Raw genomic sequence first — 22,414 nt, forward strand, 5'->3', positions numbered from 1 at the left:
AATGTCCCAAGCAACGACACAAAAAGGCAGCAGCATGACCGCGATCAGCTTCGCGGTTTTTGCTGTTGTGTGTATCGTTGCTTTTTTGGCATATCGCGGCAGTGATATTGGGCAGTTGCCAAAGTTTATTGTAAATTTTGGCGGCGGGCCGCTTACTGGCGAGTTGGTATTTGACTGCCTGATTGGTATTTTGGTCGCCATTTTTATCTTTCAAGCTTGCATTGGTGTCGGCAAACAGGTTTGTCGATTTATCATGCCATCGTGGATCGAAAGTAGTTCTGTTTGGCTTTTACTAGGTGGCCTTACTGCTGTTGGTGCAGCAACGTGGTCGATTATCTGGTTTTTTTTAGGTCTTGTTGGATTGTATACACCGGTTGCCGCAATCGCCTCAATCGCATTTGGAAATATCTTACTTGCTGTTCCTACGGGGAGAGCTAAATCGGGCAACGTGGATTATAGATATTGGAATGGAAAGTCGATAGGTGAATGGATATATGTGACATTGGGAATGTTTCCAATCTTTCTTGGATTGATTGCGGCTCTTGCTCCGCTAACTGCGAAGGACTCTCTGCTCTATCATTTCGCTGTACCAAAGGCGTTTATTGCCCAACACAGTAATGCCTTCATCGACGGCAATATTGCGAGCTATTTGTCCCTAGGGGCTGAAATGCACCCAGTTTGGGCTATGTTGCTTGGCGGGCTTTTTAGTCCTCGTGCTGCAGAAGCCGCTGCGGGGGCAATTATCTTTTTGTTCTTTCCTTTACTGCTCCTGACTATCTATGGTTGGTCGCGCGAGATTGGTATCTCACGTCATTGGGCATTATTAGCAACCGCTTTGGTGACGACTGTGCCGACGGCTTATCATGTTGCGTCGAGCGGATACATAGATCTTTCGCTTGCTCTTTATGTGACGCTTGCGGCGTATGGATTGACGCGTTGGTGGAAGGAGCAAACTTGGGGCTGGGTGATACTGATCGGCATATTTCTTGGTGCGGCGTTGTCGGTTAAGTTGACGACTGTGTTTGTGATCGCGGCATTCGCACTGATCATTCTATTGCGTGCGAGGAACCCAGTCGCTATCGCTCCCGGTTCTGACACTGCGGTTGTCGTTAGCCCGGGCAAGATTGTCATGGGCGGATTTGCGGCGTTGTTTCTCGCTGGCGTGATCGCTTCGCCGTGGTACATGCGCACTTGGGTCGCGACCGGCAGTCCTGTCTTCCCTTTTTATATGAGCATCTGGCCCGGTAAGGCTGCGGGCTGGGATGTTGAGCGTTCGAACCTGTTTCAGGGAATGAATTCGCAATACGGCGGCGTTGATACGGACAAGATCAATTATCTGACGGCGCCCGTTCGCTTGTCAGTCGCCGCACAACCCGAGCAGCCTGCGAATTATGACGGCGTGCTTGGCGTTGCATTCTTGATCGGATTGCCGCTGCTGATTTGGGCATTGTGGAAATTTGATCTTGCAGTTGAGATCAAAATAATGGCGGGCGTTGCGGGCGTGATGTATCTCTTCTGGCTGTTTTCGAGTGAACAGCTAAGATACCTTTTGCCGATAGCTCCGCTGCTTGCTATAGCTATTGCGGCGTCGGCGGAAAAGATCGGAAACGGTATTAGTAAAGTTGCTCAATACGCACTTGTTGCTGCATCAGTCTGCGGTATTCTTACAACGCTTGCATGGTTTTGCCAAAAGGCCCCGCTTCGCGTCGTGCTTGGCGGTGAAACTCGCGACCAGTATCTGGCGCGTAATCTCGATTACTATTCATACTACCAATGGCTAAATACCGAGACGCCACCGGATGCCAAAGTATGGCTCATCAACATGCGTCGCGATACTTACAACATCGAGCGGCCAATTTTTTCGGATTATCTGTTTGAAGATTGGACGTTGCGAAAGATGGTTTGGGAATCAAACTCCGCGCAGGAACTGCGCACCAAAACAGCCGCGATGGGCATCAAATATGTATTGACGCGGCACGATTTTTTGTTTGATTATGACCGCTCGACACTCGTGGATGACAAGAAACCGCGTGCGGAAAATGAAGCGAAATTAAAGATCGCAAAAGATCTTATTTTGGATACTGCAAACACGATCAAGAGCGATAACAAGTTTAGTTTGGTAAAGGTATTTTAGAGAAATGGTATCAACAACAGCCGTAATGGAATCACAATTTACGGAACAATTTAGAGAGTTTTTGAAAGCGGAAACCGATGCCGGTTTGCGAAAGCTGCGCGAAGATGCGTTTGCGATATTTTCACAATTGGGCTTCCCGACCGTTAAGGACGAAGATTGGAAATATACAAATGTTGCTCCGATCGCAAAAGAGAAGTGGGTTGTTACTCCTTTTCGTCCTGACTTCTCGCCTTCGGGCGAGAAGTCAGGAGAAAGGTTAGGTAAATTCAACTGTCGCCGAAGCGGTTTTGCCGCTCTGAATCTTGCATTTGCCAATTTTGAAGTTATTCATATTGCGAAAGACACAAGTGTCGAGAAACCGATCGAATTGTCGTTTGCGGCGGATGAAAATACTGTGATTTTTCCGCATGTTCTGGTTATCGCCGAAGCTGGAAGCAAAGCCACTATTATTGAAACATATGCTTCACAAACAAAGAGCTTTACTAACGCGGCAGTGCAGATCATTGTTGAGGACAACGCAAATCTGACGCATTATCGTGTGCAGAAAGAATCGGCTGACGCCTTTCACATTGGTACAACCGAGGTAGCTCTCGGTGCAGGGAGTCGATACGATTCGACCAATATAAATCTTGGCAGTGCGATCTCGCGGCACGGCATTGACCTGAAATTCACCTCGGAAGGCGGCGAGGCGTTCGTAGATGGTTTGTATATGCTCAACGGGTCGCAGCACAGCGACACGCATTCGGTGATAGATCATATGGTGCCAAACTGCATTTCGCATCAGACGTACAAAGGTGTTTTGAACGACAACTCGCGCGCCGTTTTTAACGGCAAGGTTTTCGTTCGAGAAAATGCCCACGGCACCGACGCACAGCAGTCGAATAAGAATCTATTGCTATCGAACGAGGCCCGCGTCGATACCAAGCCGCAGCTTGAGATATTTAATGACGACGTGAAATGCTCGCATGGCGCAACGGTTGGGCAGCTTGAGGAAGAAGAGTTGTTTTATTTGCTGACGCGCGGGCTTCCCGACACGCTCGCTAGAAATCTGCTGACGTACGGTTTTGCCGAGGAGATCATAAACAAGATCGGCATCGAGTCGATAAAAAAAGATCTTGATGCAGCGGTCTTGAACCGTTTGAACACGAAATTGGAAGGCTAAAATGAAAGCTGTAAAACAGATGAGCAATTGGGACGTTGAAAAAATTAGAAGGGATTTTCCGGTGCTGTCGCAGACGGTGAATGGCAAGCCACTCGTCTATCTCGATAACAGCGGTTCGTCACAGGCTCCGCAGATCGTGATTGACCGCGGCACGAAATACCTCTCCGAAGAGCATTCGAATGTTCATAGAGGCGTGCATTACCTTTCGCAACACGCAACTACCGCCTACGAAGCCGCACGCGAAAAGATCAAACGCTTTATCAACGCGAAAGAGGCAAAAGAATGCATCTTCGTACGCGGAACGACTGAGGGGATTAATCTGGTCGCTTATTCGTACGGACAGAAGTTTATCGGCGAGGGCGATGAGATCATCGTTAGCCAGATGGAGCATCACTCGAACATCATACCGTGGCAGATGGTCGCAGAAGAAAAAGGAGCGAAGATCCGCGTGATACCGATGAATGAACGCGGTGAACTTATCATCGACGAATACGAAAATCTGCTCAATGAGCGGACAAAGATGGTTGCGGTTGCCCACGTTTCAAATTCTCTGGGAACGATAAATCCGATCAAGGAAATGATCGCTACGGCACACAAATTCGGCGTGCCGGTTTGTGTCGATGGCGCTCAGAGCGTGCCGCATTTTCCTGTTGATGTACAAGATCTCGACTGTGATTTCTTTGCTTTTTCGGGACACAAAATGTATGGCCCGACTGGTAGCGGCATTCTTTATGGAAAAAAAGAATGGCTAGAAAAAATGCCGCCATATCAAACAGGCGGCGGAATGATACGCACAGTTAGTTTTGAGGGAACTACGTTCGCAGGCTTGCCGGATAAATTCGAGGCCGGCACGCCGGCTATCGCTGCTGGCATCGGTTTGGGCGCTGCTGTTGACTATCTCAATTCGCTGGATTTTGCAGCGGCAGCTGCCTATGAACACGAGCTTCTCGAATACGCAACGCAGCGTTTGTCCGATATCCCGGGCGTTAAGATTATCGGTACGGCAGCAAACAAAGCATCGGTATTGTCATTTACAATTGACGACATCCATCCGCACGACATAGGCACGATCCTAGATCAATCAGGGATCGCGATCCGCGCCGGCCATCATTGTGCGCAGCCTGTGATGGAATTCTTTGATGTTCCGGCGACTGCGCGAGCATCGTTTGCGTTCTACAATACCCGCGAAGAGATTGATGAAGTGGCTGACGCAGTGCAAAAAGTTATTGAGGTCTTTGCCTAGAACTTATGTGAGTTACATCACGTTTCTTAAAATTTGACTGTGGCACAATTCAAGCATGCATACAGACCTCTACATAGCTCAACACGCAATATTACGGCCGATTCAGGAGATTGCCGAACAGCTCGGTCTCGGCTCCGATGATATTGATATGTACGGCAGCCCGTATATTGCCAAAGTCCGTCTTAACGTAATTGAGAAGTTCAAAGACCGGCCAAATGCCAAGTATATTGACGTTTCGGCGATCACGCCGACGCCCCTTGGCGAAGGCAAATCGACCACGCTGATCGGTTTGGGCGAGGCGATGAAGCATCTCGGTAAACGCGCCGTTGTGACGATGCGCCAGCCGTCGCAAGGCCCAACATTTGGCATAAAGGGCGGCGCTGCCGGCGGCGGCAACGCACAGGTCGTGCCAATGGAAACCTTTAATCTCAATCTTACCGGTGACATACACGCCGTTACTGCAGCAAATAATCTGCTTGCGGCGATGACGGACAACAAACTGCTTCGCGGCAACCCACTCAACATCAATCCGCACAGCATAACCTGGAAACGCGTAGTAGACACAAACGACCGTGCGTTGCGAAAGATCATCATCGGCCTTGGCGGACGCATGGAAGGCGGCATTCCGCGTGAGACCGGTTTTGATATAACGGTCGCGTCCGAGGTGATGGCGATACTTGCTTTGACGACGTCGCTTCAGGACATGCGAAAGCGTTTTGGACGCATCGTCGTTGGAATGACGCATGATAAAAAGCCGGTTACGGCCGAAGAGATCGGTGCCGCCGGGGCGATGACCGTTTTGATGCGCGATGCAATACGGCCGACGATCATGCAGACGCTTGAAAATACGCCGGCGCTCGTGCATGCTGGGCCGTTTGCAAACGTGGCTCACGGTAATAGCAGCATTCTCGCGGACCTGATCGGTATAAAGACTGCCGATTACCTAATGACCGAATCTGGTTTTGGCGCGGATATCGGTGCGGAAAAGTTCTTTAACATAAAGTGCCGTTACAGCGGCCTCAAGCCTGACGCATGTGTCATAGTTGCGACGATCAGAGCTCTAAAATCACATAGCGGCAAGTACAAGATCGTTGCCGGAAAGCCGCTGCCGCCTGAAATGCTGGAAAATAACGTAGCTGATGTTGAGGCAGGTGCGAGCAATCTGCGAAAGCAAATTGAGAACATCAGGATCCACGGCGTAACACCGGTGGTAGCGATCAATGCTTTTGAATCCGATCATCCGGAGGAGATCGAGGCTGTGAAGCGCATTGCAATTGAAGCTGGCGCACTCGGAGCTGCGGTTTCGACACATTGGGCCGATGGAGGAAAAGGTGCGGTCGAACTTGCGGAGATGGTTATTGACGCCGCGAATCAGCCGCACGAATTCAAGTTTCTCTACGATCTGGACCAGTCGATAAAGGCAAAGATCGAGACGATCGCGACGAAGATATACGGAGCGGATGGTGTCAGCTACGAGCCATACGCTGAACAGCAGATCGCAACCTACGAAGCGAACGGCTTTGGTAATTTGCCGATTTGCATGGCAAAAACACACCTTAGCCTTAGCCACGATCCGACATTAAAGGGTGCTCCGACGGGTTTTACGCTGCCGGTTCGCGAGGTTCGTGCGAGCGTTGGGGCGGGCTTTATTTATCCGATCTGCGGCGACATGCGAACGATGCCGGCACTCCCTGAACATCCCGCCGCCGAGCATGTTGATATTGATAAAGATGGAAATATCACTGGCTTATTCTGAACTCACACTGCCGTTCGTAAGGGGTTATAATAGAAAACTCGATCACAGTTTGCTCGCGCAAATCATGAATATTCTTTTTTTAGCAATTATAGATGTCAGAACTAAACGAACTTTATCAAGACACAATACTCGATCACAATAAGAATCCGCGAAACTTTCGCGAGATCGAGAATGCAGACAGATCGGCCGACGGTAAAAATCCGCTGTGCGGTGACGCCTTGCGTGTGTATGTTGACATGGACGGCGACACGGTTATAGATGTGTCGTTCAAGGGGTCGGGCTGTGCGATATCGAAGGCTTCGGCATCGATGATGACGCAGGCTGTCAAAGGGAAAACAAAAGACGAAGCCGAGGTTATCTTTAATGAGTTCCACAAAATGGTCACCGGCGAACTCAACATCGAAACAGACGATAACCATCTCGGAAAGCTGAAGATATTTGCTGGAGTGTTGGAATTTCCTGCTCGCGTTAAATGTGCGAGTCTGTCCTGGCATACTCTGAATGCAGCCCTGTCCGGCGAAGAAGTTATTTCGACGGAATAAAACTTTAAGCCCCAGATGCAAACCAGTTTATTCAGTTTTGAAACACGGAGGGACTATTTGCCGTGGGCATTGATGTTGGTTGCTGTGATGACAGCAATGATCGCCCTGTACTTTCAAGGCCGTGTCTGGTGGTGTGAGGCGGGCGATTATTCGCCGTGGGCCTGGGATATTTGGTCAAAACATAATTCGCAGCATCTTATAGACCCATATTCATTCACGCATGTGCTTCACGGTGTTATTGAATTTTGGCTCATCGGGTTGATCTTTCCAAGAGTTAAATTTGCCTTGCGACTGCTTATCGCGGTGATGATCGAAGGCGCTTGGGAAATTGCGGAAAACTCAAGCTATGTCATCGACCGTTACCGCGAAGCAACTATCTCGCTTGATTATTTTGGCGACTCGATCCTGAATTCGATGTCGGACATGTTTTGTTGTGCGACTGGATTTGTGATCGCTTATAAACTGCGGTTTTGGAAATCGCTGGTGTTGTTTCTTGTGACCGAGGCAGCCTTGATCTTCTGGATACACGACAGCTTACTAATAAACATCATCATGCTGTTATATCCGATCGATGCCATCAAAGCATGGCAAATGCCGCACTGATTTTGAAACAGTTTAACGTTCGCCGCGAGCGGCCTCGACCTGGCTTTCGAGATCTACCGCGAGTTTGCGTGAACCGGGCTGGTCAAACGTCTCTATCCAGCGCAAGGTCTCATCCAGCACACGCAATTGATATTCAGGCCAATTCGGATTGCCTGCGACAGAACCAAATGAACCATTGTAATAGGCCGTGCGTGGCGGCCGCGTTTTGTCCGTGATCTTTGGATCGACGGAGAGCATTATTGTTGGAATGCCGCTTTGTTCGATCGCTCGGGCGGTGATGCCAAGCGTTTGGTGACACAGACGCGAAGTCGGAATCAAAAGTGCTGCCTGAACGTCATAACGATGCAGACGTTCGGCAATATTTGGAGCAAGTTCATCAGCAATTCGAGCAGCGTTTGGTATATAACTGCTGATGCTCCACCAGACATTGTTGAGGCCGCCTATAACACTGTTTGATTGATATTCGAGCAAGCGGTCAATTGGAATTTGTGAGTTTCGGTCTTCTCTTATTGCTTTAGCGTCATAGCCTTTTGCAGAGTAACGCAGATCAGCGGCTTCGACCTCGACCGGTATTTCAAGATAATTTAGATCGCCGTCGCGAGCGTCCGTATCAAACGGATCCATTCCATCGATGTATGCCCCGGCGGAAGAAATGAGAGCAAGATTGAGCATCGGTAAAGCACGCCGTGCCGGAGTAAAAGGCGCATGAATATTCTCGACCCACGGATAATTCGCGAGCGCGTCATTTGCCTTCCATCGGGAAAAACGACTAGAGACATCACTCATTTTTTCAATAAGTTCCATAACGATCAGACCTTAAATTCCTTAGAGAAATCGTAAACATCGGATGTGGCCGGTTTTGCCGTTCCGAATTTGCGATTTGAAATAATAAAAAATGCCAGCAAGGCAGCGATCATAGCCGCAAACAAGATCCAAACTGAATACTCATGCAGCGTATTAAACTGGATCTTAAGCGGATCATCTGCGGCTAGTTCATCTATCGGACGCCCCATTTGAGCACGTACAGAAGAAAGCCAAAAACCGATCAAGAATTGTCCGGCTGCACAGGCTGCTCCAATCAAAAGCAACAGAAATCGCTCTGTCCAAAGCCAGAATTTGTTTATGCTCGAAACCCCAACCAGCGACGACAAAATCATCAGCGTCGCAACAACCAGGCCGCTGTAATTGAGCAACGCAAGCGAACCTCCAACTACCGAACCGGCCAATTCTCGCTGCTGCTGTAGCACCGAAAAGGCAACTTGCGCAATTCCAATAAAGAAAACTGCAGCCCCGAGCCAGAGGCCCAGCAGTAAGAGCCGAATATCGGAGAAAAACTTCATACAGCCGCCGTTTACAAGCCCTTATTATCCAGCTTTTAAAGCCAAAGGGCAAAAGCCGTGAGCCGTGGATCTATGGTAACCTCTCTGTATCGACTTCTGATGGAGCCCGACCTCAAAAAAATTTACGACGAACTTTATGCTTACTGCGACAGCGAAGATTTCGCCGGATACGATCCTTTCGACGGACTCAACAGTGTTTTGTTTCAATGGACACCACTGAAACATTTTGCAAAAACACGGCTGGCGTGGCTTCAGATGGTAAAACGTTCGCCGCTAAATTTGCGGCCTGTTCTATATGTGCCAACAGGCGTGAATCCGAAGGGTTTAGCATTATTCGCACTTGCCGAAATCTCCCGTTTTCGAAAAACTGAAGATGCTAAACACTTAGGAAATGCTCGCTTGCTGTTAGACAGATTGCTTGAGACTAAGATCGTCGGAAAAACAGAAGACAGCAAGCTGACGACATCCTTTGGTTACAATTTTGATTGGCAGTCGCGCGTGTTTTTTGCTCCTGTCGGAACACCAGCTATTGTACCCACGGCATTTGCATCTCAAGCGTTTATCGCAGCATATGATACTTTCAACGACGAACAATATATGGCCGTCGCTAGCGAGATCTGCGACTTCATTCTAAACAGTCTGAACCGAACCATCGAAACAGACGATGAAGTTTGCTTTAGCTATACGCCGGTCGATAAGAGTGTAATATTTAACGCAAGCCTGCTCGCCGGCGAATCACTAGCACGGGTTGGAGCGATCACAGGCAACCGGGAGTTTCTCGAAATGGCAGCAAAGACGGTGAGGTTTGTAACACGCCGTCAACGGAGCGACGGTGCCTGGGTTTATGGCTCGAAAGATTCTCAGGCATGGGTCGATAATTTTCACACAGCATATGTTCTGCAATCGCTTCACCGCATTACAAGTTCAATTCCCGATCTTCATGATGAAACAAACACGGCTATCAAAAAAGGTGTGAACTTTTGGCTCAACAATTTCTTCCTCTATGACGGTACGCCAAAATACTACGACAAATCGATTTATCCGGTAGATATTCACTCTTCCGCTGTCGCTATTGCAGCGTTGTGCGAGCTAAGTGTCCTCGATGATCGAATGCTGCAGATGGCACGAAAAACTGCGGAATGGACAATAGAAAATATGCTAGACCCAGAAGGATATTTCTATTACCGGCGTCGAAAAAACAGTGTCGTTAAGACACCTTTCATGCGTTGGGGGCAGGCGTGGATGGCGTATGCTTTGGCGCATTTGATCGAAAGCAACAAATAGAACTGATGGAAAATGCGATCAAAGATTTTTGGCAGTCGCATCCTTGCGGAGCAGATCTTGTTGGCGATCTGAATGAGAAAACGCGCGCGGAATACGAAGATTTTTTTCAACGCTATGATGATTACCGATACTCGACCGAGCCGCACATTCTTTCAAATCTCGATCGTGTTGATTTTTCCGGCAAGAGGGTTTTAGAGATTGGCCTCGGTCAGGGCGCCGATTCCGAGCAGATCGCAAGACGTGGCGGCATATTTTCCGGAGTTGATCTTACAGACGAAGCCGTCAAAAGGACCAGGATGCGCTTTTCGCTGCATAGCCTTTCGCATGAAAGGATCGAGCAAGCGTCGGCGCTTGAGTTGCCTTTTGCGGATGATTCCTTCGATATTGTCTTTAGCCATGGCGTGCTGCATCATATTCCCGAGATCAAGGTTGCTGAAAAAGAAATATATCGCGTGTTGAAACCAAATGGCCAGCTTGTCATCATGCTCTACGCAAAGCGGTCGCTGAATTATCTACTTAGCATTTCCGGCCTGAGAAGGTTGGGTTTGCTCGGGCTTTACGGGCTAGGAGTAAAGGCCGACGGCATCTACGGCGAGCATCTAGACAATGCTAGAAAGATTGGCATATGGAAATATCTTTCGATGAAAAATTTCATCAATGTCAGCACGGACGGGCCTTTCAATCCATATTCAAAAGTGTATGGACTCGATGATGTGCGGACCGATTTCCACCATTTCGAGGTCGTGAAAGCCGATCAGCATTTTATGCACGCTCCGCCACTGAACGTAAAATGGCTTCCACTCGCCGGACTTCTAGGATGGCATTTGTGGGTTTGGATGAGGCCTCGAAAAGATAGTTAAATGTGCGGAATAGCAGGAATAATCTCTAACGACCCGGAGACGCGAATTGGCTCGGCTCTCAAATCTATCGAGCATCGCGGGCGTGATGATGAGGGCGTTTTTGTGTCCACTCCGTTTGGCATCAATCAGCAAAAAATTTGCCTCGGCCATCGCCGCCTGTCGATAATCGACACGTCATCTGCCGGACATCAACCGATGTTCACCGACGACAAGCGTTTTTCAGTCGTCCTCAACGGTGAGATCTATAACTACAAACAAATTCGCTCAGAACTCGAATCCAACGGTGAAGTTTTTACAACCAATTCCGACACAGAAGTTTTGCTAAAAGCATTTCGTAAATGGAATGTTGGCTGTCTCGACAGGCTCAATGGCATGTTCGCCTTTGCCGTTTGGGATGATGTCGAAAAAGAACTGACGCTCGCTCGTGATCGTGCCGGCATCAAACCGCTTTATTACGCAAAGATCGGTAATGATCTTATTTTTGCTTCCGAGATAAAAGCCATCCTCGCCACAAAACTCATTCGTGCCGAACTCGATCTCGAAGGCCTCGATCAATACCTGACTTTTCTCTGGACGCCTGATCCGCAAACGACGTTCAAAAATATATTCAAACTGCCGCCGGCGCATTATCTGAAATGGAAAAATGGCGAGATAATACAGACCGAATGGTGGGACTTGTCATTTGATGAGATCGATAGACATAAAAGCGAAGGTGAGTGGCGCGAAGAGCTTTTAGAAACGCTCGGCCGGGTTGTCGATATGGAAATGCTTTCGGATGTGCCGCTCGGAGCATTTTTATCGGGCGGTGTCGATTCGTCTGTTATCGTCGGCCTGATGAATCAAAACGACAGCAGCCGAAAGGTTTCGACATACACGGTCGGCATCGAGAAAGAAGATCTGCACTACGATATCATTCCAGACGACACTGTTTGGGCTCGCCGCGTCGGCCAGATCTTCGATACGGATTATCACGAGTTCATGTTGAAACCCAACGTCGCCGAACTGCTGCCGATGCTCGTTCGGCATCTTGATGAACCAGTCGCCGATCCCGCCGTTATAACGAGCTATCTGGTGTCAAAGGCTGCTCGCGAAACGCTGACCGTTTTGCTGTCCGGTGTTGGCGGCGATGAGCTTTTCGCCGGTTATCCGCGACATCTTGCGATGCGGCTTGCAAGTGCCTTTGATCCGATACCGCAGAGGATTCGTCAGCCGATATTCAAATCTCTCGAAAGCACTTTACCCGGCGGCTTACCGGGCAAGTTCACGGCACCGCTTCGTAATGCAAAGAAATTTGCAAAGAGTGGGGGCATGGATTTTGAAGACCGTTACCTCGGCTTTGGCACTTACTTCACAGCCGAGGCAAAGCAAATGCTTTACACTGAAAACAATCGAGAAAAAACGAACGGCCTCGACCCGTACAAATATCATCGGCGTTACTTTGAACGAGTGAAGAATGCCGATCCGCTGAACCGATTGCTCTACGTCGATTTTAAGACGTTCCTGCCTTGCCTCAACCTCGCTTATACCGACAAGACATCGATGGCGGCGAATCTTGAGGTTCGCGTACCTTTTCTCAATGTCGAACTCATTGAGTTGGCGGCGAGAATGCCCGTCAATCTTAAGCTCAAAGGCCTCAAACGCAAATACATCCTCAAGCGTGCGGCTGAAAAACTGCTGCCGCATGACATCGTCTGGCGGAAAAAAGCCGGATTTGGAGCACCGATCAGGTCTTGGCTTCGCGGCCCGCTGCAGCCGATGGTCAATGAACTCTTATCCGAAAGCACGATCAAAAATCGCGGGCTTTTTGATCCAATGGAAGTCAAACGGATCGTCAGTGCCAATTTGTCGGGAAAGCAGGACTTCAGTCTGCAAGTCTTTCAGCTTTTAACTCTCGAACTGTGGATGCAGGAATTTCTCGATTGAGATATTAAATTGTCAAAGATCAAATAGAAAAAACGTCGCCTGTTTTGAGCGAATCAAGAATTCTAAACGTTGCCCGCGTCGTTGTAGCGAGGTCTTCGAGAGCGATCGGTGCGTTGGTGCCGTTTAGCACTGTCGAACACACGGCTTTGATCTCTTCAGCCTGTCCTTTGTCCTGACTCATCAGTTTTTTGACGGTTTCCTTTCCGTTAGAGTGCATAGTAGCTCGCCTAAAATCGTCAAGCACGAACGCTTTGCTGCCGCCGAATATTTCGACGCGTTCTTTTGATAGCGAACGGTCGCCTTCTGCCACATAGGCAATTGTTCCGTTCGAGCCATCGGCAAATTTTAAAGTTATAAACACCGAATCGGCATCGGTTATATCGTGACTTCGGCTGGTGACTGACTCAGCAAATACGCGCGTTGTAAGCGAACCAGTCAGAAAATGCATGAGATCAATAAAATGACAAACCTCACCGACGATGCGTCCGCCGCCCTGAATCGGGTCCTGTATCCAGCTATCCTGCGGGATGCGTCCTGAGTTAATTCGGTACATGATCGAAAGCGGAAATTGACGCTCCCCAAAAAACTCTTTTGCTTGTTTAGCTGACGGTGAAAAACGACGATTAAATCCGACCATCAGCTTTCCGCTAGAATCAGCGGCGGCGGCTAATACTCCGTCGAGTTCCGCATCATTCATCGCAAGCGGCTTTTCGACGAATACATGTTTGTTTTGCTTTAGCGCAGCTTCGGCAAGAGGTGCGTGCGTGTCATGGCGAGTCGCGATTACAATCAGATTTGCATTGTCGTCATTTATTACGTCGCTTGCGTCCGAGACACAGCCTGCAAAACCGTACTGTCCGGCGACATCGCGTGCGGTCAGTCCGGCGGCGGTCGCTATCGAGCGAAACTCGGCGCTGTTTGATTTAAAGTTCGGCAGAAGAAATTTTTGGGCGTAGCTTCCGGCGCCGATCATGCCGACGCGAATCGCTGATGCTTTATCAGAAGTTTTCTTCTCAAATTCCAATCTCGCAGGGAGTTCTTTTTCGGTGTCATACTGCAGGACAATTCCGAGATACGGCTCCTTCGTTTCGCCGGAGATCAGTTTGTAGGCGTCTTCGCCGCGTTCGACAGGGAAGCGATGCGAGATGAGACGTTCGAGCGAGATGGTTTTGCTGGCGGTGAGATCGAAAAATGCTTCGAGGTTGCGTCCCTCGGTCCAACGCACATATGCGAAAGGGTAATCGTGGCCGCGTTCTTCGTATTCAGGATCGTAGCGGCCGGGGCCGTACGACATTGATATCTGCAAAGTTAGCTCTTTTAGAAAATACACGTTTCGGGGTACGTTCATTCCGACGAGGCCGACAACGACGACTCGCCCTTTTGAACGCGAAATGTCACCGGCCAGTTCGATCGGGTCGTTCGACATTGTCGCGGCGGTGATCAAGACGGCATCGGCTCCGCGTCCGCGCGACCATTCTTTGACCAGGCGGCTGGCATCGGCGGGCGTCGAACACATTTCCGCTCCTAATTCACGCGCAAGGTTTAACTTTGCCGCGTCAATGTCGATCCCAAAGACTCGGCAGCCGTTGGCTTTGAGTAATTGGACTGTGATCTGTCCGAGCAACCCCAAACCGATGACAACAAACGCCTCGCCCAAAGTCGGCTGCGAAAGACGGATGCCTTGCAGAGCGATAGCGCCGAGCGTTCCAAACGCTCCCTCGTCAAAGGTTATCTCGTCGGGCAAACGAACGCACAAATTCTGCGGCACCGAGATCATCTCAGCGTGCGAAGCATAACCGGCACCGGCGCAAGCGACACGATCACCAACCTTAAACCCTGAAACATCTTCGCCGACCGCCGCAACAATGCCCGCCGCGCTGTAACCAAGCGCCGTTGTGCCGTCGAGTTTTGCTTTGACGGCGGTGTAAGTGTTCATTAAGCCTTCGGTGCGGGCCTTGTCGATGACTTGCTTTACGAGATCTGGACGTTGTCGAGCCTTACCGAGCAGACTTTTCTTGCCCATATCGACCGTGTTCTTCTCGGTTCCGGCACTAATCAGCGATGCTGCGGTCCTGACAAGCAAACGGCCGCGTTGGACGCCAGGAGCCGGTACATCATAAACAGCAACAACGCCTGAGCGCATATTTTGGAGGATCTGTTTCATAATAAACTCAGCAAAAAATCAAAGTATCAATACTACTTTTGTTTGCTGAACCGTACAAGGCGGTGAATTTTCGGCGGAACGATAATCATCAAAAGAATCTTGTAAGTATAAGCAATAACTTGATTTATGCCCGATCTGAACGCCTGGCCGTTCCACATCGTTCCACCTGCGTTCCAGTGCCTGTGTGGAACGCGCAAGTATCTGTTTTTTCAACAATTACAGCCATTTTTCCACCATATTCCACCACTTTTGAAAAAAGCGTAAGACTTTGTCTTACAGCGTGTCGGCACGAGGTCTTTTTCCCGTCGCTCGGGAAAATTACGGCCGAGATAATACTATGACAGTCTAGCAGATGTGCTATAAATAGTCAAGCATTTTATTGATGCAACAAGGCCTGTCGCGCACTTTTGAAACGATGTTCGATTGAGCCATAATGTATTGAGTTTTATGAGAGTTCCTTTTGTTGACCTGAAAGCACAGTATCTGAGCCTGAAGGATGAGTTTGACGCGGCGGTTGCCGGTGTAATGTCGGAAACGGCGTTTATCGGCGGCAAGTACGCGGCGGCATTTGAAACGTCATTTGCCGAGTATCTCGGCGTCAATCATTGTGTCGCTGTTGCGAACGGCACCGACGCGATCGAGATCGCTTTGAAGGCAATCGGCGTCGAGGCAGGCGACGAAGTGCTGCTGCCAGCAAATACGTTCATCGCGACCGCCGAGGCTGTTTCAAACATTGGTGCGAAGCCGGTTTTTGTCGATATTGAACCGACGTATTACAACATCGACCCGGCAAAGATCGAAGAAAAGATAACGCCGCGAACAAAGGCGATAATTGCTGTGCATCTTTACGGCTTGGCAGCCGAAATGGACGCCATAATGCAGATCGCTCGAAAGCACGATCTGAAAGTGCTCGAAGATACGGCGCAGGCTCATGGCGCGACTTACAAAGGGCAAAAGACGGGAACGTTTGGCGATGTCGCTACATTCAGTTTCTACCCGAGCAAAAATCTCGGCGCATTTGGCGATGCCGGTGGAATTGCAACGAACGATCAGGAAACCGCAGCGCTTGCGCGGCTAATTGCTAATCACGGACAGGCTGCAAAGAACCGTCACACTATCGAAGGGCGCAACAGTCGCATGGACGGCATTCAGGCGGCCGTTTTGTCGGTAAAACTGCCGCATCTGGAAAGCTGGCTTGAGGCCAGACGCTCACATGCTCGTCGGTATGATGAGCTTCTTCGTGATACAGGTTTGACGCTGCCCGTCGAGCGGGAAGATTCGCGGCATACTTATCACCTCTATGTCGTGCAGGTCGATGATCGCGACGCGGTGCAGGCAAAACTTGGTGAGGCTGACATTGAAACAAGCACTCATTACCCGATAGCGCTGCCATTTATGGAAGCATATGCACATCTGGGCCACAAACCATCTGACTTTCCGGTCGCGCATTCGCAAATGGGCCGCATATTGAGTTTGCCGATGTATGCCGAACTGACCGCAGAGCAGATCGAGCATGTGTGCTCGACGCTGAAGAATGCGGTTTCGCTTTCTGTCGCCGCAAATGAATAGTATCGCTCTCCGCCGATGAGCAAAGCAATCTGGATCGACCTCGATAATTCGCCGCACGTGCCGCTTTTTGCGCCGATTATCAGGCATTATCGCGAACGCGGTATCGAAGTCATTCTCACCGCACGTGACCATTCGCAAACTATCGAACTGCTTGAACTTCACGGCTTTGGCGGAACTTATACTGCGGTCGGTGCGCACTACGGAAAGAGTAAATTTCACAAGGTTCGCGGCCTGCTTGTCAGGGCAAAACAACTCGCTTCTCACATCAATAAACAACCAATATCCGTCGCCGTCAGCCACGGCTCGCGTTCGATGGTGCTCGCAGCGCGATGGCTGAAAATTCCGGTCGTGACAATGTACGATTACGAATTTACCGAAACAAGTATTTTTAATCGCTTTTCCGACGTTGTGCTCGTGCCAGATCGAATCCCTGATGGTGTGCTTGATGACATCAATTTACCTGTCTCAAAACGAAAGAAATATCCGGGTCTAAAAGAAGAATTGTATGTAAGCAAATTCCGACCAACGCGAGATTTTAAGTTGGAGTTTGTTCGTCCGTTCGGTAAAGACCCATCTACATGGACCGTAGTCGTTTTGCGACCTCCAGCAAGCACAGCGAATTATCATTCGAGCAAAAGCGATCAAATCTTTTTTGAGCTTCTGCGCCATCTAGTCACGTCTCTAGAGGTCTTTACGTTTGTTATTCCACGAACCGCTGATCAAGGCGAAACGATCCGCCAATTTGTGATGGAAATTAATTCCTGGGCGAGCTGTATGATTCTCGACAAGGCGGTTGGCGGTCTTGATCTGATCTATTCCGCCGATCTTCTCATTTCTGGCGGCGGGACGATGAATCGCGAAGCGGCCTTGCTCGGCGTTCCGGTTTACAGCATTTTTGCGGGACGGCAAGGAGCGCTCGACCGTCAAATGGAGGCTGAAGGGTTGATCACATTTATCCGCGATGCTCGTGATCTGTCAAAGCTACGGCTAGAGCACCGCGACCGGCAAAAGCCCAACGCCTTGACCGACAGGGTTGAGGCTTTTGTGATAGAAGCGATAAACTCGTTTTGTGTCGGTAGTCCGCACGTGAGTAAGGGCTCGACGTGACCCGGATGAGCCCTTACTTACGTGCGGGCTACTGACACCGATCAATGTTCAAACAGTACCCGGCATATAAATTCATTCTCGCTGCCTGCGACTATTTTTTGCTGCTTGCGGCGTGGTTTGCTGCGGTGAATGTGCGTTTTTATAATGTGCCCGCGATGGAACTGCTTTCACGGCCTTTGATGAGGACGCAGGCGGCGCTTGTGATTGTCTATTCGCTGGTCTGGGTTGCGATCTTTCAGCATTTTAATCTTTATAAGCTCGATTATTTTATGTCGTTCGGGCGGCAGATGCTCTCGATCGCAAAGTCGCTGCTGTACGGGTTGATAGGATTGGTGCTGATAACGTTTGTAGTTAAGCGTCTCGATTTCGTCGAGTCGCGCATTGTGCTCGGGCTGTTTGTGTTGTTTAGCTTGGTTGGCGTGATGCTGTTTCGCACTCTTGTTTTTCGCCCCTTATTTGCGTTTGCTTCGCAGAAAAAGATCATTCGCCGAAAGGTGTTGATCGTGGGCCGTGACCGGACCGCGAAGATGGTCGCGGCGCAGATCGACATCGATGACAGTCATGGATTTGATGTCATTGGGTTTGTGAATGACGAAACGCCGGTCGGCGAACGTATTTTTGAAGACCTAATAAATCTAGGTTCGATGCAAGACCTCGATCATCTCGTTAAGGCAAACGATATTAAAGAGGTCATCATCGCCGAAAGCGATGTAACGCATTCGCATCTTCTTGAGATCATCGACAAAGCGCAGGCTACATCTGCAAATGTCCGTCTCGTCTCGGAGCTTTACAACATCATTCCCGAAAAGGTCCTGCTCGAAAAATATCTCGGCGTACCGATCGTCAAGATGCCGCAGAATTATGAGAACTCGCTGTTTGCGGTTTATAAACGCGTTTTTGATGTCGGCGTAACAATCATAGGCCTGATTATTATTGCGATACCGATGGCTATAATCGCAGCGTTGATCAAAATGACGTCAAAAGGTCCGGTGTTTTATAATCACACTCGCATCGGGAAAGACTGCAAGCCTTTTGAGTTTTATAAATTCCGGACAATGTATGCCGATAATGACGACACTACTCATCGCGAATTTGTCGCCGACCTTATCGCTGCGAAGGCCTCGAACAATCAGGTGAAAAAGATCAAGGACGATCCACGTGTCACATCAATTGGAAAATTTTTGAGAAGAACATCGCTTGACGAACTGCCGCAGTTATTTAATGTGTTGAAAGGCGAAATGAGCCTCGTCGGGCCGCGGCCTTGTATGCCGTATGAGCTTGAGCAGTATGAGGAATGGCATCGGCGGCGGTTGTCCGTAATTCCGGGCTGCACGGGTTTGTGGCAAGTCGCGGGGCGTTCGGCGGTGGATTTTAACGATATGGTCATTCTCGATCTTTTTTATATCGACAATATGTCGCCGCTCTTTGACCTGAGTATAATTTTAAGAACGCTGCCCGTTATGTTATTAGCAAAAGGCGGGCATTGAATTATTTATGCCACTGAGGACACAGAGAAAGATGAGAAAGAAATAGTATCTCTCAGTGTGCTCTGTGAACTCTGTGGCTAATATCTTATGAAAGTTGCTGTCATCGGCGCTGGTTATTGGGGGCCGAATTTAATTAGAAATTTTCTCGGGCTTGATGAGATCGATGCGGTTGTCGCGTGCGATCTGGACAGCGCACGTCTTGCGAAGATGCAAAAGCAGTTTTACGGCATCGAGACCTCGACGAACTACGCCGAGGTCATAGAACGGCCAGACATCGACATCGTAGTGATCGCCACGCCTGTTTCGACGCATCATGAGATCGCAAAGCGTGCATTAACGGAGGGCAAGCATGTTTTCATCGAAAAGCCGATGACATCGAGCGTCGCCGAGGCCGAAGAGCTGATCAACCTCGCTGAGCAGAAAAACCTAAAACTCTTCGTCGATCACACGTTCATCTACACCGGAGCGGTGCGAAAGATGAAGGAGATCATCACTTCGGGACGGATGGGCGAACTTTACTATTTCGATTCGGTAAGGATAAACCTCGGGCTTTTTCAGCATGATGTGAATGTTATTTGGGACCTCGCACCGCATGATCTGTCGATAATGGATTATTTGCTGCAGCAGCAGCCAAAGAGCGTTTCGGCGATCGGGAGCTGCCACGTCGGCAACGAGCTCGAAGACATCGCCTACCTGACGCTGGAATTTGAAAACAACCTCATAGCGCACTTTCACGTCAACTGGCTGGCTCCGGTAAAGATCCGCAAGACGCTGATCGGCGGCACAAAGTCGATGATCGTTTACGACGACACCGAGGCGAGCGAAAAGATCAAAATTTACGACAAAGGCATCGACGTCACGACCCGCGAAGGCGTTTACGACACGCTCGTCCAATACCGCACCGGCGACATGCTTTCGCCAAAACTCGACGCCGAAGAGGCCCTTTCCGTCGGCACGCGGCATTTTATCGACTGTATTTGCAATAACAAACAGCCGCTGACCGACGGCCACGCTGGCTTGAACGTCGTGCGAATTTTAGAAGCCTCGACGCTCTCAATGCACGATCGCGGCAGAATGATCGAGCTTTAGCATCAATTTAATGACCCATAAATCATTCAAGTCAAAAATCGGAATTGTTTTATCGGGCACATATTTATTTGTATCTTGTGTCTTGGGTTTTGGGGGCGCTCTATCTGAGGCTAACGCAATCGGTTTTCTTTCCTTGCTCATATTATTAACAGCACCGTGGAGCTTTGTTTCAAGGGTGTTTTGTGAAGGAGGGCGTGATTGCTTCCACAATGTGTTTTGGTGGATTGTTGCGGCCGGAGTATTGTTGAACGCTTTAATTCTTTACGTTCTGGGGCTTCTGTTTACTAAGCTTATTAAATTTTTTAGAGGTCATTCGAAAGACAACCGACGCGAAATAATCGTGAAAGATGCAAAATAATCGCAAAAGATGCGAAATAATCGTGAAAATCGCAAAATAATCGTGAAAGATGCGAAATAATCGTGTAGGAAGCGTTCTCACTTTAAAAGATATCGTAATAATGTTGTAGGACCTCATATAATTGTAATTGCTGCGAAATAACCTTAAAATATTAAGAATAATCGTGATGGCCCTAATATAATGAAGTTTGGGCGGAACTAATCGATCGAACATCGCAAAAATGACCGAATTCACCGAAGAATACCTCCGAGACAACTTTATTCGCCTGAATGACGTGAAAATGGGTGAAAACGTGAGGATTTACTCGTTCGTCAACGCCTACGGCTGCGAGATCGGCGACGAGACGCGGGTCGGGGCTTTTGTCGAGATACAGAAGGGCGTCAGCATTGGAAAGCGTTGCAAGATATCGAGCCACTCGTTTCTCTGCGAAGGCGTAACTATTGAAGATAATGTCTTTATCGGCCACGGCGTGATGTTTATCAACGACAAATTCCCCCGCGCGACCAACGAAGACGGCTCACCGCAAACCGAAGCCGATTGGGCCGTCATTCCTATTACTATTAAAAAAGGAGCCAGCATCGGCTCAAACGCAACGATCCTCGCCGGCGTAACCATCGGCGAAAACGCCCTAGTCGGCGCCGGAGCCGTCGTGACGAAAGATGTGCCCGATGGCGAGACCGTCGCCGGAGTTCCTGCACGCCCCGTTGCAGAAGCCCGCACGAAGTAAGGGGCGTCGGTTTCCCGCGAGAAGACGCACTTACTTCGTGCGTGCTTCCGCAATAGTTCGCACTAACGACGACTTTCATGAACATCTCGACCGCTTTATCCTCTGCCACGGAAAAACTCGCCGAAGCCGGGATCGCAGAACCACGCCGCGGGGCTTCGTCGCTGATGACGTTTATCCTCGATAAAGACGCGGCTTTTGTGATCGCGCACTCCGAAGACGAGCTTTCTGCCAACCAAAAGATACTTTTCGAATCCTGCGTTCGCCGCCGAGCGAAACACGAGCCTTTTCAATACATCACACGACGACAGGAGTTTTACGGCCTCGAATTCGAAGTTACGCCCGACGTTTTGACCCCACGTCCAGAAACCGAGATCCTTGTCGAAGAAGCCATAAAACTGTTGTCTAACCTCGAAAACCCACGATTTTGCGAGGTCGGCGTCGGTTCGGGCTGCATATCGATCTCGATCCTCGCAAATGTCGCCTCAGCAACTGCTATCGGCGTGGATATTTCGCCAGCAGCCTTAAAAGTCGCCCAACGCAACGCCCAACGCCATAACGTCGCCGAAAAGCTGACGCTGCTCGAAAGCGACGTTTTCAGCAATGTAACGGGCAAATTCGACCTCATAGCCTCAAATCCGCCGTATATTCCCGCCCGCGACATCGACGCGCTGCAGGCCGAGGTCCGCGACCACGAACCACATTCTGCACTAGATGGCGGCGAAGACGGCCTAGCGATCATTGAAAGGATCATTCGCCAAGCACCTGATCTACTATCCGCCAGCGGCGTTCTGCTTGTGGAAATAGGCTTTGATCAATCGGCAAGGGTGGCGACAATGTTTGACCGCAGCATTTGGAATGAACCTGTATTTCTGCCTGATCTTCAGGGAATTCCGCGAATTGTAAAAGTCGGAAAAATCGCCGCCGACCATGCGGTTGGATTTGTATAGATGTTTCCGAAGAGTACCAACTGGTCAATTATTTCCTTGACAAGTCGGTAAATTCACTTATAATTACTTGATTCAATCCCTTCGTTAAAATTTCCCGAGGTTTTAATGATCTGGCCCAA

The 22,414-nt window shown here is 49.4% G+C and carries 19 protein-coding genes; 16 read left to right on the top strand and 3 right to left on the bottom strand.

Annotated features, from left to right (window positions below; translation table 11 throughout):
• The first annotated feature begins 1 nt into the window (after position 1).
• The 6 genes from IPL32_09385 to IPL32_09410 all read left to right on the top strand — a co-directional run bounded on the left by IPL32_09385 (position 2) and on the right by IPL32_09410 (position 7,440).
• Positions 2-2,134, top strand: coding sequence for a glycosyltransferase family 39 protein (locus IPL32_09385; GenBank protein ID MBK8466032.1), 2,133 nt, complete (start codon positions 2-4; stop codon positions 2,132-2,134).
• Between the two features lie 4 nt (positions 2,135-2,138).
• Complete coding sequence (sufD, locus tag IPL32_09390) at positions 2,139-3,296, top strand: Fe-S cluster assembly protein SufD (GenBank protein ID MBK8466033.1); 1,158 nt, start codon at positions 2,139-2,141, stop codon at positions 3,294-3,296.
• Positions 3,297-3,315: 19 nt separating this feature from the next.
• Positions 3,316-4,539: a cysteine desulfurase gene (locus IPL32_09395; GenBank protein MBK8466034.1), complete on the top strand. Its 1,224-nt coding sequence runs from the start codon at positions 3,316-3,318 to the stop codon at positions 4,537-4,539.
• A gap of 55 nt (positions 4,540-4,594) precedes the next feature.
• Positions 4,595-6,295, top strand: a complete 1,701-nt coding sequence (locus IPL32_09400) for a formate--tetrahydrofolate ligase (protein MBK8466035.1) — start codon at positions 4,595-4,597, stop codon at positions 6,293-6,295.
• Positions 6,296-6,387: 92 nt separating this feature from the next.
• Positions 6,388-6,837, top strand: a complete 450-nt coding sequence (locus tag IPL32_09405; protein MBK8466036.1) for an SUF system NifU family Fe-S cluster assembly protein — start codon at positions 6,388-6,390, stop codon at positions 6,835-6,837.
• A gap of 15 nt (positions 6,838-6,852) precedes the next feature.
• Positions 6,853-7,440 (top strand): DUF2585 family protein, encoded by a 588-nt coding sequence (locus tag IPL32_09410; GenBank protein ID MBK8466037.1) that lies wholly within the window; start codon positions 6,853-6,855, stop codon positions 7,438-7,440.
• A 12-nt stretch (positions 7,441-7,452) separates the two neighbouring features.
• Here IPL32_09410 and IPL32_09415 read toward each other — a convergent pair whose 3' ends face one another.
• Together IPL32_09415 and IPL32_09420 are read right to left on the bottom strand one after the other, a co-directional pair.
• Positions 7,453-8,244: a hypothetical protein gene (locus IPL32_09415; GenBank protein MBK8466038.1), complete on the bottom strand. Its 792-nt coding sequence runs from the start codon at positions 8,242-8,244 to the stop codon at positions 7,453-7,455.
• Positions 8,245-8,249: 5 nt separating this feature from the next.
• Entirely contained in the window at positions 8,250-8,780 is a 531-nt protein-coding gene (locus IPL32_09420) for a hypothetical protein (protein ID MBK8466039.1), read from the bottom strand.
• A 72-nt stretch (positions 8,781-8,852) separates the two neighbouring features.
• On the opposite strand from IPL32_09420, the gene IPL32_09425 reads away from it, so the two are divergent.
• From IPL32_09425 to asnB, 3 genes are read left to right on the top strand one after another with little or no spacing between them, the layout of a single operon-like run.
• Positions 8,853-10,064 (top strand): terpene cyclase/mutase family protein, encoded by a 1,212-nt coding sequence (locus IPL32_09425; GenBank protein ID MBK8466040.1) that lies wholly within the window; start codon positions 8,853-8,855, stop codon positions 10,062-10,064.
• 5 nt (positions 10,065-10,069) lie between these two features.
• Complete coding sequence (locus IPL32_09430) at positions 10,070-10,924, top strand: class I SAM-dependent methyltransferase (protein ID MBK8466041.1); 855 nt, start codon at positions 10,070-10,072, stop codon at positions 10,922-10,924.
• A complete protein-coding gene (gene asnB, locus IPL32_09435; GenBank protein MBK8466042.1) occupies positions 10,925-12,847 on the top strand; it encodes an asparagine synthase (glutamine-hydrolyzing) in 1,923 nt (640 codons plus the stop codon).
• A 19-nt stretch (positions 12,848-12,866) separates the two neighbouring features.
• Here asnB and IPL32_09440 read toward each other — a convergent pair whose 3' ends face one another.
• Positions 12,867-15,011, bottom strand: a complete 2,145-nt coding sequence (locus IPL32_09440) for a bi-domain-containing oxidoreductase (GenBank protein ID MBK8466043.1) — start codon at positions 15,009-15,011, stop codon at positions 12,867-12,869.
• Positions 15,012-15,458: 447 nt separating this feature from the next.
• On the opposite strand from IPL32_09440, the gene IPL32_09445 reads away from it, so the two are divergent.
• The 7 genes from IPL32_09445 (at position 15,459) to prmC (ending at position 22,295) form a co-directional block, all read left to right on the top strand.
• Positions 15,459-16,580: a DegT/DnrJ/EryC1/StrS family aminotransferase gene (locus IPL32_09445; protein MBK8466044.1), complete on the top strand. Its 1,122-nt coding sequence runs from the start codon at positions 15,459-15,461 to the stop codon at positions 16,578-16,580.
• A 15-nt stretch (positions 16,581-16,595) separates the two neighbouring features.
• Complete coding sequence (locus IPL32_09450) at positions 16,596-17,687, top strand: DUF354 domain-containing protein (protein MBK8466045.1); 1,092 nt, start codon at positions 16,596-16,598, stop codon at positions 17,685-17,687.
• A 44-nt stretch (positions 17,688-17,731) separates the two neighbouring features.
• Entirely contained in the window at positions 17,732-19,174 is a 1,443-nt protein-coding gene (locus tag IPL32_09455) for a sugar transferase (protein ID MBK8466046.1), read from the top strand.
• 87 nt (positions 19,175-19,261) lie between these two features.
• Positions 19,262-20,263, top strand: coding sequence for a Gfo/Idh/MocA family oxidoreductase (locus IPL32_09460; protein ID MBK8466047.1), 1,002 nt, complete (start codon positions 19,262-19,264; stop codon positions 20,261-20,263).
• A 10-nt stretch (positions 20,264-20,273) separates the two neighbouring features.
• Positions 20,274-20,621 carry a hypothetical protein gene (locus IPL32_09465; GenBank protein ID MBK8466048.1) on the top strand — a complete coding sequence of 116 codons (348 nt, stop codon included), beginning with the start codon at positions 20,274-20,276 and terminating at the stop codon, positions 20,619-20,621.
• Between the two features lie 280 nt (positions 20,622-20,901).
• Positions 20,902-21,348 carry an N-acetyltransferase gene (locus tag IPL32_09470; protein MBK8466049.1) on the top strand — a complete coding sequence of 149 codons (447 nt, stop codon included), beginning with the start codon at positions 20,902-20,904 and terminating at the stop codon, positions 21,346-21,348.
• A 77-nt stretch (positions 21,349-21,425) separates the two neighbouring features.
• Complete coding sequence (gene prmC / locus IPL32_09475) at positions 21,426-22,295, top strand: peptide chain release factor N(5)-glutamine methyltransferase (protein MBK8466050.1); 870 nt, start codon at positions 21,426-21,428, stop codon at positions 22,293-22,295.
• The last annotated feature ends 119 nt before the right edge of the window (positions 22,296-22,414 follow it).

Origin of the sequence: Chloracidobacterium sp., from assembly GCA_016711345.1 — a bacterium.
Taxonomy (GTDB): Bacteria; Acidobacteriota; Blastocatellia; order Pyrinomonadales; family Pyrinomonadaceae; genus OLB17.